We start from the raw sequence: 11,188 nt of genomic DNA on the forward strand, positions 1-11,188 counted from the left end.
CGGCGGTACCTTCGCGTCAGAAGCGATCGCAGATCGGGGTGGTGGGTGTGAGCGGGTACATCGAGGAGCAGGAGCGGATCGGGCAGCGGGTCCGGCGTCAGAGGCTCTCCGTCGGGATGACTCAGGCCGACCTCGCCGCTGCGCTCGGGCGGACTCAGGGGTGGGTGTCCAAGCTGGAGAAGGGCCGGATCGAGCTGGACCGGGCCGGTCTGATCAACGCCGTGGCCGCCGCGCTGCATTGCCACCCGAACACCCTGATCGAGCGGCCGTACACGAGCGGCGGCGCCGAGACCAAGTGGCAGGTGTCCGCGGCCTCGATCTTGCGAGAACTGCGCCGCTATGACCTGGCGCCCGTCTTCGACGGCACTCCACGCCCCTCCGAGGTTCTGTGGCACGACATGCAGCGCCTGCTGCGGCTCCGCGACGCCGCGGCGAACGGCGCCGTGCTGAGTGAACTGCCGGACATGCTGCGAGAGGCCCGAGCCCTTGCCGAGGTGTCCACCGGCCACGAGCGTGAAGAGGCGTTCGCGATCTACGCCGTGTGCTGCAAGTTCGCCCACACCGCCGCCCATGCCCTCGGACACCCCGAGCTGGTCGCCATGACCTGCGAGCGGGCCACGTGGTCCGCTCAGCTCTCCGGCGACCCGGTTATGCCCGCAATGGCATTGTGGATGCGGATGTGGGACACGTGGGCCTCCGCCGACTGGGACGACGCGCTCGCCCTCGGGGACAAGGCCCTCACCGGCATCGAGACGGAATACGAAGCCGGGGACCCGCTGGCCCTGCGCATGTGGGGCGCCCTGCACCTGAGGGCCGCGATCTCGTACGCGAGGGGCAGGAACGTCGCCGGGTCGGATGAACGGCTGGCCCTGGCCCGTACCGCGGGCGAGCGGGTCAACGCCTACGTCGGGCCCGAAATTCATGACCGGCACTCCGTCACGTTCAGCCTCGGCAACGTAATCATTCACAGCGTCAGCGCCGCCCTGGAGATGAGCGACCAGACCAAGGCCCTCCGCCTCAACCGCGAGGCGGACCCCGCGCACATCGCGGTGCTCCCGAACTCCCGCCTCGGGCACCACCACATGGACCTTGCCCGCGCGTGGCTGTGGGACGGAAACCGGGACCAGGCCCTGACCGAGCTGGAGACCGCCGAACGCATCGCCCCGCAGCTGGTCCGCAACCACCCCGTCGCGCGGGCGACTTTGCGGAAGATCATCTACGCCGAGCGGACGGCTACCCGTCAGCGTCTGCGCGGCATGACCGGACGTTTTTCGCTGGACTGATCAGCGGGTATTCCACGGATTCATATTCGCCTGTAGCGGGCCGCCTACGGTCCGCTACATGACCTCGACGCGTCGCACTGACCATGACCGCGTACGACAGCAGGCGGACGACCCTGACCCCCGCTGGCCCCTGCGCGGCGATCTCGCGTACGACACCGGCACTTCCCGCACGGGCGTGGTCATAGACATCCCCGAGGACACCGGCACCACGGTCTACCGCCTGTGCCCCGAGGGCGGCGGCGCCGCGGGCTGGACCGCCAGTCTGAACACCCTCGTACCCGCCGAGGACGCGGCCCCTCAGCCGCTTCCGCAGCGCCCGCTCGCCCATGAGCCCCAGGGCCAGCCGGAGTACGCGCCGTGGGACGCCTTCAGCAGCCCCGACCCCAGTCCGGGCCTGCGGGCCCGTGCTGAGCGGGGCATGGAGCGATTTTTGAAGGCGGCCGGCGAGGACGACCAGGCCGGGGGCACCGCATGAGCCGCCTGCCGCGCTGGCTGCACGAGGGTGCCCGGGTCCTGGACCCCACCGAAGACCGCGAGGGGATCGTGCAGTTCATCGGCGAGTGGGTCGATCCCACCACCCGGAGGGCCATCCCCCACGCGATCTTCCTGCGGCCCGAGGGCGGCGGCCGGGAATGGGTCGTAGCCGACCACCAGGCCCTGCGCGAGGCGGACCCCCGATGACCGACCGGACCGGGGGCTTACCGCCGCCCGGCTGAGGCATGATCGGCGGCCCACCCCGCGGTCGGCCTCGCTGGTCCCGCCGTCGTCCTCAGCGGCCAATCCCTCGACCTGGCAAAGCCGGTGGGCGCACCGCCTCCGGCCACCGCGCCGGACGTCGAACCGCCGTCGTAGGCGGCCCACAAGCTCCCCGCTCCGGTGGTCTCGCAGGCACCACCCGAGCGGGGGCACCACTCCGCCCGCCCCTTCCCGGCAGTCGGCACGGGCGGAGCACGGCGCCGGCGGTTACGCCCCCACCCACCCCCGGCGCCAGACACACACCACTCGCTCGCACCGAGAGGAGCACGATGAACAGTGCCTTACGGCTCGCGACCAAACCTCGGTCCGTGATCATGCAGCCGACCACGCAGTGCCTCCCCATGGACTGCACCTACTGCTATTTGCCGTTCCGAAAAATGAAGCACCTGATGCCGGCGGCCGTCGCCGAGTGCGTAGCCGCGGCAGTCAACCCGTGGGCAGCCGACGGTCCGATGTTCGAGGTCGTGTGGCACGGTGGCGAACCACTTGCCACCGGCCGTGAACACCTGGCCGCCCTTATGGCCCCCTTCAAGGGCGTGCAGCACTCCGTGCAGACGAACGCCGCGCTCGTGGATGACGCGTGGTGCGATTTCCTGCTGGAGCACAACATCCACGTGGGCGTCAGCATCGACGGCCCCGAGGACATGAACACCCACCGCATCACCCTGGCCGGCCACCCGGGATTTCGCGTCACCATGCGGGGCATCAGGCGACTGCGGCACCGCGGCATCCCCTACTCCGCCATCGCCGTGGTCTCCGATCCCGACCCGGCCGACGCCGCCCGCTTCTACGAGTTCTTCGCCGAGCTGGGCGTAACCACCCTCGGCGTCAACGTCGAAGAGGAGGAGGGCGTCAACACCGGTGCCAGGGTCTCCGACCCCGTGCGGGCGGCCGAGTTCTGGGCGGCCCTCGCGGATGCCTGGCGGGGCAACCCCGTCATGCGGCTGCGGGAGGTCCAGCGGGTCCTCAACTTCGCCGGTGCCGTCCTCCAGGGCCACGAGACCGCCCCGCTGCCCGCGTCCTCGCCGTGGGATCCGCTGCCGACCGTCGCTTATGACGGCGGAGTGGTCATGCTCTCCCCCGAGCTGGCTGGGTTCACCGACTCCCGGTTCGGCGACTTCACCACCGGCAACGTGCTCGAGGACGGCCTGGTGGCCGAAGCCGAGGTACGCACCCCCTGGATCACCGAGTTCTGGGACGGCGTGGATTCCTGCCGCGCCACCTGCCCCACCTTCGCCTTCTGCGGAGGAGCGCATCCCGCGAACCGGTACTTCGAGCACGGGGGCCGCATGGACGGCACCCGCACCTCGTACTGCACAACCTCGAAGATCGCCCTACTCGAAGGAGTGACGCAACATGTCCGCACACACCGCCCCTGACGCCGCCACGCTCGTGATGGACTCGGCACCGGGATTCACCTCTCTGCTGGAAGCCGCCGGATCTCAGGGCGTCGCCCGCTGGGAGAACGCCTGGACCAACGCCGTCTGGAACAACCGGCCCACCTCCCAGACTGCGGCCACCTTCGACAACCGGCCGACGTGGGACAACCCCAACCCCGTCTTCGACAACCGCCCCACCTGGGACAACTGGAAGAACAAGTAGCCCCGCCTACACCGAACGGGGCGGCCCTGTCAGCCGCGCAGGGCCGCCCCGGCACCACCAAGAAGGAGCACACCATGCCCACCCGCACCTTCGGCCACGTCAGCGTCACCACCCCCGACCTGGACGAGCCGGGCCTGTACCTCTCGACCGTCGACACCCTCGACAGTCCGCGCGGCACTGTCCAGGACTTCGCCTTTGGCGAGGCCGACCTGCGGTCGCTCGACCTCACCGACACCCAGCTCATCACCGGCCGCATCACCGGCCTGCGGTCCAAGCGTGTCGAGTTCGAGGGCCTGAACCTGCACGGCGTGGAGATCACCAGCAGTGACCTCGGCGCCGCCCGCTGGGGCGACAGCAAGCTGACCCGCGTGGTACTCCACGACTGCAAGCTGATGGGGTCCGCTCTGGACGGCCTGGTACTCGATGACGTGCTATTCGAGGGCTGCAAATTCGATTACGCCACCTTCGAGAAGGTCCGCGCCACGGGGCCCGTCGTCTTCGCCGGCTGCACCTTCACCGAAGCCTCGTTCAACGAGTGCGACCTGTCCGACGTCGTTTTCTCCGACTGCACGTTCAGGCTCACCGAGTTCGGCACCGGCCGCTACCGGGACACCGACCTCCGCAGCAACGACCTCTCCACAATCCGAGGCGTGGCCAACCTGTCCAAAGTCCGCATCGGCCACGGCCAGCAGAGCGATCTCGCCGAGGCCCTCGTGAACGAACTCGACATGACCCTCGGCGACGACTGACCCAGGAGAAGCCCGTGCCCCTACACGTAGCCTTCACCGACCAGGACGCCCTGCGGGCGCGGTGCAACTTCGCCACGACCCGCACCGTCAGTGGTGTCCCCGCCTTCGAAGACGGAGCGGTCGTACCGTCCGGGCAGTGGCAGCCACTCAGCGATGCCGCCGCCCAAGCGCTGACCGCCCCGCCGTTGACCTCGCCGATCACGCTGGTGGAGATCGTCCGGCCGCCAGCACCGACCGGCGAGAACCTGGAAGACCTGACACAGCAGATGGGCGACGGGCAGGCCAAGTACCTGGGTCAGGCTCTCGCCAAGCCCGACATGCTCACCAGCACCGACAACTACCAGGACGGCCGTCTCATCGGCCTCCACCTCGACAACTGGGACAAGCTCAATTACGGGCAGAAAGCGACCGGCCGGCGCCGCCTCGCCCTCAACCTGGGCCCCGGAACCCGGTACATCCTGCTTGGTGCCCTCGACGCCCAAGCCGTCTGCCGGGCCGTCCACCCCGAGGACTACGCGTACCGCTACCCCAGCACGGACGACTACCGCGCCCACGTCGCCGCGGGCCACCCCATCCGGTGCGTCCGCATCCGCCTCGCACCCGGCGAGGGATACATCGCGCCCACCGAGTACCTGCTGCACGACGGCTCGACCGAGGGCCAGGACCAGCCGTCCGCCATGGCGTTCTGGCTCGGCCGATGGCCACGCGGCACACTTCCCTCTCTGATCTGACCACTTCGATCGGAGACCTTCGTGCAGCGCCCCGCGCCCAGCACCATCCGGGGCGGGGCAGCGGGACTGTCCGGGGCCGAGACGACCAGCCCCATCACCCGACGTAACCCGCTGGCCCCCGGAACCGGACGCCACCGAAAGCGCCGGGCCCTCGCCGCGCGGCGCAACGGCGGGATTCGGCCTGATGCCGGTTCGGCTCTCGCCGCGGGACGGGGGGACCGGCAGAATCGCCCGTACGTACGAACGAGGGGCGCGGGCATGGCAGTCGGAACGAACACAGGTGTCGGCGCGGAGGTACCCGGTCTCGCGGGAGTTCCGCTGCTCGGGTCGCTGTTCGACCTGAAGTCGGACTCGCTGGGCACCTATCTGCGGGCCCAGCACGAGCACGGTGACGTCGTACGGATCAGCGCCGGCCCGCCCGGGCTGCGCGCCGAGCTGTACTGCGTGTTCTCGGCCGAGGGCGCCCAGCAGGTGCTGGCCTCGGAATCGGCCAACTTCCGCAAGGACAACGCCTTTTACCAGGAGGTCCGGGACTCCTTCGGCAACGGTCTGCTGACCAGCCAGGACGAGGACTACCTGCGCCAGCGCCGGCTGGTGCAGCCGCTGTTCACCCGGCGCCGGGTGGACGGCTACGCCGACGCCGTGGCCACCGAGACCCGGTCGACCCTCGACGCCTGGCGGGATGCCCCGGACGGGGTCGTCGACGTGTCCGAGGCGATGATGCGCCTGGCCCTGCGCGCGGTCGCGAGGATCCTCTTCGGCACCGACGTGGAGGCCACCGTCGACGTCGTGGACCGGTGCTTCCCGGTCATCACCGACTACGTCCTGCGCCGCGGCTACTCCCCCGCCAACATCCCGCGCAGCTGGCCGACCCCGGCCAACAAGCGGGCCGCCGCCGCGATGGACGAGCTGTACGCGGTGTGCGACAGGATCATCGCCGAGCGGCGCGGCGCCGCCGGCCCGGACGGTACGCGGGACGGTGCGGGCGAGGACCTGCTGACCCTGCTCGCCGCCGCCAGGAGCTCGGACGACGGCGGGTTCGACGCCGCCGAGCTGCGCGACCAGGTGCTGATCTTCCTGCTCGCAGGGCACGAGACGACCGCCACCTCCCTCGCCTTCTCCCTGCACCTGCTGGCCCGCCACCCCGAACAGCAGGACCGGGCCCGCGAGGAGATCTCCCGGGTGCTGGGCGACCGTACGCCCGAGGCCGCCGACCTGGACCGGCTCCCGTACCTCACCCAGGTACTCAAAGAGGCGATGCGCCTCTACCCGGCCGCCCCGGTGATCGGCCGCCGGGCCGTCGCCGCCACCCGGGTCGGGGAGCACACCATCCCCGCGGGCGCGGACGTGATCCTTGCCCCATGGGTGACGCACCGTCATGAACGCTACTGGCCCGACCCCGACCGCTTCGACCCCGACCGCTTCACCCCGGAGGCGGAGGCGCAGCGGCCCCGCTACGCCTGGTTCCCCTTCGGCGGGGGTCCGCGCGCCTGCATCGGCCAGCACTTCTCGATGCTGGAGTCGGTGATCGCGCTGGCGATGATCCTGCGGGAGTACGGGTTCGAGGCCGTGGACACCGACATCCCGGTCAGCGCCGGGATCACCCTGCGGACGGACGGCCCCGTACGCTGCCGGGTCAGGAATACGCCCAGGTGAGGGCCCGTGCCATCATGGCTCGATGGATGAGGAGATCCCGGGGCGCCTGAGCCCTCATGTACGCCGGCCCCCGCGGGCCGCGCTTCCCGGCTCACCCGCCCGGCTGCCGCTGACGCGCCGGATCGGGAACTTCTTCCTCATCCGCTTCCTGGTCGCGCTGCCCGACGATCTCGCGGACGCGGTGGCCGCGCTCCTCGACCCGTTCGAGCGGGCCGCCCGGCTGATCGGGCGGCTCTTCCACGGTCCGGCCCTGCACGGCGGCTGGGACAGCGAGGCCGGCCGGCTCGCGCTCGCCCTGCACGGCTTCCACTGGACGCACTGGCACGTCGAGACCGAAGGTCCGTACGCCACTTTCGCCGCGAGCCCGGACAGCCCGGGCAAGCTCACCGTCCGCCCGCCCTGGGGCCGCGGGGACCCGGGCCGCGAGTCCCACCTCGTGGCCTGCACCCTGCGCCCCGTCCCCCGGCCCCGCCGCCGGCCGACCCGGGTGGACCTGGCCTTCGCGGACGGCTCCTGGCTGGCCCTGTGGATGAACACCCGCGCGGACGCCGCCCGGATCCGGGAACTCCTCTCCTAGTGCTGTGACCGGTGAGTCCGAAGTGGCACCGGATCCTGCGATCGGCGGATCAGCCGGGCGCCTTCCCGCCTGCCTTCGCCGGGGTGTGGTTGCCCTGGAGCCGTTCGATGTCGGACGGGCGGACCTGGATGGCGACCAGGGCGATCACCGCCCCGACCAGGGTGAACAAGGCCGCCACCACGAAGGCGGCGCTGATGCCCGAGGTGAGGATCTGGTCGGCCAACGGCTTCGGGAGCTGCCCGGTGCTCCGGAAGGAGGCCAGCTCCTGGGGGCTCGCCGAGCGGAGGAAGGCCGGCAGCTGCTCCTTGGCCTCGTTGCGGCTCGCCGTGCCGAAGACGGTCACCAGGATCGACAGGCCGAGGGAACCGCCGACCTGCTGCGACGTGTTGAGCAGCCCGGACGCCGCGCCCGACTCCCGGTCGGGGACGTCGGACAGGGCCATCAGCGTCAGTGAGACGAACTGCAGGCCCATGCCGGTGGCGAACACCAGCACCGGGCCGAGGATGCTGCCCAGGTACGTCGAGTGGATGTCGGTCTGGGTCAGCCAGGCGAGGCCGGCCGCGCAGCACAGGGCGCCGGTGACCATGAAGGGCTTGGGCCCGAACTTCGGCAGCAGTTGCGAGGTGAACCCGGCCGCCACCGCGACCATGACGCTGACCGGCAGGAAGGCGAAGCCGGCCTGCAGGGGGCTGAAGCCGAGCACGTTCTGCACGAAGAGGGTCAGGAAGAAGAACATGCCGAAGATCGCGCAGGCCAGGAAAAGCATCATCCCGTAGGTCCCGGCCCGGTTGCGGTCGGCGAACATGTGCAGCGGGGTGATGGGCTGCGGCGAGCGCCGCTCGTTGAGGACGAAGAGGGTCAGCAGGACCACGGCGACGCCGAACGAGGCAAGGGTGAATCCGTCCCGCCAGCCTTCCTGGGACGCCCGGATGAAGCCGTAGACCAGCGCGACCATGCCGGTGGTGGAGAGCAGCGCGCCCATGAAGTCGAAGTGTCCGGGGTGGCGTTCGGACTCGTGGAGCACCTTCACGGCCATCAGGGCGATGACCACGGCGATCGGGACGTTGACGAAGAGCACCCAGCGCCAGTTGAGCCATTCGACGAGCAGACCGCCGGCGATCAGCCCGATCGCGCCGCCGCCGGCCGACACCGCCGCGAACACGCCGAAGGCCCGGTTGCGTTCGGGGCCTTCGCGGAAGGTCGTGGTGATCAGCGCGAGGGAGGTCGGGGAGGCGATGGCGCCGCCGACGCCCTGGAGGGCTCGGGCGGCCAGCAACTGGCCCTCGTTCTGTGAGAATCCGCCGAGCAGCGAGGCGAGTCCGAAGAGCAGGATGCCGAAGATGAACACGCGCTTGCGGCCGAGGATGTCGCCGGTGCGGCCGCCGAGGAGGAGCAGTCCGCCGAAGGTCAGGGTGTAGGCGTTGACGACCCAGGAGAGGCTCTCGGTCGAGAAGCCGAGCGCGGTCTGGATGTGTGGCAGCGCGATGTTCACGATGGTGATGTCGAGAACGACCATGAGCTGGCAGGAGGCGATGACGAACAGTGCGAGTCCGTTTCCGTTTCCCTGGACCTTGCCATGGGTCCCGGTGCTGTTCGGCGATGCGTTCCCGTCCACCCTCACGACGCTAAGCCCGCACCCCTGGGGTCACCACTCGAACGGCCTAGTGCAGGTGACATTTCACATGTCACACTACGATCATGGATGACTTCCTCAGGCTCTCCGCGAGCACGGCCCGTTTCACCTACGGCGCCCCGCGCGCGTTCACCTTCGGGGACGACGGCCGACTGCTCTGGTTCCTCCGCTCCGGCGGCCCCACCGACCCCTTCGACAGCCTCTGGGTACTCGAAACGGCCACCGGGACCGAGACCCGGCTTGCCGACCCCCGCGAACTGTGCCCCGAGCCCGGAGCCCTCCCCGACGCCGAACGCCGGCTGCGCGAGCGGACCCGGCTCGTCGCCGCCGGCATCGGCTCCTACGCCCTCTCCGGCGACGGCCGGCGCGCCGTCTTCGCGCTCTACGGCCGGCTCTACGGGGTCTCCTACGAAGGGTCCGCGGAGCCCGGGTCCGGCGGGCCAGGGCTCCGGGCGCCCGAGGAGATCCCGGCCGCCGGACCCGCGGTGGACCCCCGCCCCGGCCCCGACGGCTCCCGCACCGCCTACGTCAGCGGGGACGCCCTGTACCTCGCCCCGGGCGGCCGGATCAGCCCCGCCGACGGGGCCCGCTGGGGGCTCGCCGAATTCGCCGCCGCCGAGGAGCTCGGCCGCGCCCGGGGCCACTGGTGGTCGCCCGACGGGGTGCGGCTGCTGGCCGCCCGGGTCGACGAAGCCGCGCTCCAGCGCCGCTGGTTCGCCGACCCCGCGCACCCCGAGCTCCCGGCCGAGGACTTCGCGTACCCCGAGGCGGGCGGGCCCAACGCCGGGGTCCAGCTGTGGGTGCTCGGCCAGGGCGAGGCCCCCGTACGGCTCGACTGGGACGCCGAGGAGTACCCGTACGTCTCCGACGCGGGCTGGCACGCCGGTGACACCGGGGCCGACGAGATCCTGCTGACCGTGCAGGACCGGCTCCAGCGGACCGTCCTGCTGCTCTCCGCCGACCCGGCCACCGGCCGCACCCGGGAACTGTCCCGCACCACGCACCCGCAGTGGGTGGACCCGATGGTGCCCGGCACCCCGGCGCGCCTGCCCGACGGGCGGATGCTGACCGCCGCCGACACCCCGGGCGGGACCGCCCGCGCCCTCGCCGTGGACGGCGAACTCCTCACCGGCGAGGGCCTCCAGGTCCGCCGCGTGGCCGGGCTCCACGAGGGCGCCCTGCTGATCGAGGCCGGGCAGCGCGACCCTTCCGAGCAGCAGGTACTGCTCCTCGACCCCGCCACCGGGAAGCTGACCGCCCTCGCCGACGGTCCCGGGGTGCACACCGTCCTCGCCTCCGCCGGGTCCCTGCTGCTGACCTCGGCCGACGCCGACGGGGTACGCCGGACCGTACGCACCGCCGACGGGCACGAGTTCACCCCCCTCGACCTGTCCCAGCCGCTGCCCCACCGGGTGGTCCCCGTCCTGGAGCGGGTCACCGAGCACGGCGTGCCCACCGCCCTGGTCCTGCCCCGCGGCCATGTCCCCGGCCGGAAGCTCCCCGTCCTGGTGGACGCGTACGGCGGCCCCGGCTACCAGGACATCAGCGCCGAACCCCGGCGCTGGCAGGCCAAGCAGTGGTGGGCCGACCAGGGCTTCGCGGTGGTCACCGTCGACAACCGCGGCACCCCGTACGTCTCGCCCGCCTTCACCCACGCCATGTACCGCGGTTTCTCCGAGGTCACCCTGGAGGACCAGGTCGCGGCGCTCCAGGAGCTCGGCGCCCGGCACCCCGACCTCGACCTGGGCCGGGTCGGCGTACGCGGCTGGTCCTACGGCGGCTACCTGGCGGCGATGGCCGTGCTGCGCCGCCCAGACGTCTACCACGCGGCGGCCGCCGGGGCCGCGCCCACCGACTTCCGGCACTACGACACCGCCTACACCGAGCGGTACCTGGGCCTCCCCCACGAGCATCCCGAGGTGTACGAGCGGGACAGCCTGGTCCCCGACGCCCCGAAGCTGACCCGGCCGCTGCTGCTGACCACGGGCCTGGCCGACGACAACGTCCACCCCTCGCACACCCTGCGCCTCTCCCAGGCGCTCACGGACGCGGGCCGCCCCCACCAGCTGCTGGCCCTGCCGGGCGTCACCCACATGACCCCGGGCGGCACCCGGGAGAAGCTGATGGCCCTGGAACTTGCCTTCTTCCGCCGCGAACTCGCCTAGGAAGTCGTGCGGAAGGGTCCCGGAGACGCCTTTGTC

At 71.3% G+C, this 11,188-nt stretch carries 11 protein-coding genes; 10 read left to right on the forward strand and 1 reads right to left on the reverse strand.

Going from position 1 to position 11,188, the window contains the following annotated elements:
* The first annotated feature begins 47 nt into the window (after positions 1–47).
* From OG447_RS28900 to OG447_RS28940, 9 genes are all read left to right on the forward strand, one after another.
* Positions 48–1,283, forward strand: a complete 1,236-nt coding sequence (locus tag OG447_RS28900; RefSeq protein WP_266940374.1) for a helix-turn-helix domain-containing protein — start codon at positions 48–50, stop codon at positions 1,281–1,283.
* 58 nt (positions 1,284–1,341) lie between these two features.
* Entirely contained in the window at positions 1,342–1,758 is a 417-nt protein-coding gene (locus OG447_RS28905) for a hypothetical protein (RefSeq protein ID WP_266940375.1), read from the forward strand.
* A complete protein-coding gene (locus OG447_RS28910; RefSeq protein WP_266940376.1) occupies positions 1,755–1,964 on the forward strand; it encodes a hypothetical protein in 210 nt (69 codons plus the stop codon). Before OG447_RS28905 ends, OG447_RS28910 begins: the two co-directional genes overlap by 4 nt.
* Before the next feature lie 416 nt (positions 1,965–2,380).
* A complete protein-coding gene (locus tag OG447_RS28915; RefSeq protein WP_266940959.1) occupies positions 2,381–3,418 on the forward strand; it encodes a radical SAM protein in 1,038 nt (345 codons plus the stop codon).
* A complete protein-coding gene (gene amcA, locus OG447_RS28920; RefSeq protein ID WP_266940377.1) occupies positions 3,396–3,641 on the forward strand; it encodes a multiple cyclophane-containing RiPP AmcA in 246 nt (81 codons plus the stop codon). Before OG447_RS28915 ends, amcA begins: the two co-directional genes overlap by 23 nt.
* 74 nt (positions 3,642–3,715) lie before the next feature.
* A complete protein-coding gene (locus tag OG447_RS28925; protein ID WP_266940378.1) occupies positions 3,716–4,390 on the forward strand; it encodes a pentapeptide repeat-containing protein in 675 nt (224 codons plus the stop codon).
* Between the two features lie 14 nt (positions 4,391–4,404).
* Positions 4,405–5,121 (forward strand): hypothetical protein, encoded by a 717-nt coding sequence (locus tag OG447_RS28930; protein ID WP_266940379.1) that lies wholly within the window; start codon positions 4,405–4,407, stop codon positions 5,119–5,121.
* A gap of 258 nt (positions 5,122–5,379) precedes the next feature.
* Positions 5,380–6,777, forward strand: a complete 1,398-nt coding sequence (locus OG447_RS28935) for a cytochrome P450 (protein ID WP_266940380.1) — start codon at positions 5,380–5,382, stop codon at positions 6,775–6,777.
* Positions 6,778–6,799: 22 nt separating this feature from the next.
* Positions 6,800–7,354, forward strand: coding sequence for a hypothetical protein (locus OG447_RS28940; protein ID WP_266940381.1), 555 nt, complete (start codon positions 6,800–6,802; stop codon positions 7,352–7,354).
* 49 nt (positions 7,355–7,403) lie between these two features.
* Here the strand turns inward: OG447_RS28940 and OG447_RS28945 are convergent, their stop codons facing one another.
* Positions 7,404–8,969 (reverse strand): MFS transporter, encoded by a 1,566-nt coding sequence (locus OG447_RS28945; protein WP_266940382.1) that lies wholly within the window; start codon positions 8,967–8,969, stop codon positions 7,404–7,406.
* 83 nt (positions 8,970–9,052) lie between these two features.
* On the opposite strand from OG447_RS28945, the gene OG447_RS28950 reads away from it, so the two are divergent.
* On the forward strand, positions 9,053–11,152 hold the full coding sequence (locus OG447_RS28950) for a prolyl oligopeptidase family serine peptidase (protein WP_266940383.1): 2,100 nt from the start codon (positions 9,053–9,055) through the stop codon (positions 11,150–11,152).
* The last annotated feature ends 36 nt before the right edge of the window (positions 11,153–11,188 follow it).

The sequence above is a fragment of the Streptomyces sp. NBC_01408 genome (genome assembly GCF_026340255.1).
GTDB lineage: Bacteria > Actinomycetota > Actinomycetes > Streptomycetales > Streptomycetaceae > Streptomyces.

Bases quoted from the DNA above. Each gene is read 5' to 3' on its own strand.
- amcA (WP_266940377.1), top strand. From the start codon at position 3,396: ATGTCCGCACACACCGCCCCTGACGCCGCCACGCTCGTGATGGACTCG.
- OG447_RS28910 (WP_266940376.1), top strand. From the start codon at position 1,755: ATGAGCCGCCTGCCGCGCTGGCTGCACGAGGGTGCCCGGGTCCTGGAC.
- OG447_RS28940 (WP_266940381.1), top strand. From the start codon at position 6,800: ATGGATGAGGAGATCCCGGGGCGCCTGAGCCCTCATGTACGCCGGCCC.
- OG447_RS28925 (WP_266940378.1), top strand. From the start codon at position 3,716: ATGCCCACCCGCACCTTCGGCCACGTCAGCGTCACCACCCCCGACCTG.
- OG447_RS28950 (WP_266940383.1), top strand. From the start codon at position 9,053: ATGGATGACTTCCTCAGGCTCTCCGCGAGCACGGCCCGTTTCACCTAC.
- OG447_RS28915 (WP_266940959.1), top strand. From the start codon at position 2,381: ATGGACTGCACCTACTGCTATTTGCCGTTCCGAAAAATGAAGCACCTG.
- OG447_RS28935 (WP_266940380.1), top strand. From the start codon at position 5,380: ATGGCAGTCGGAACGAACACAGGTGTCGGCGCGGAGGTACCCGGTCTC.
- OG447_RS28905 (WP_266940375.1), top strand. From the start codon at position 1,342: ATGACCTCGACGCGTCGCACTGACCATGACCGCGTACGACAGCAGGCG.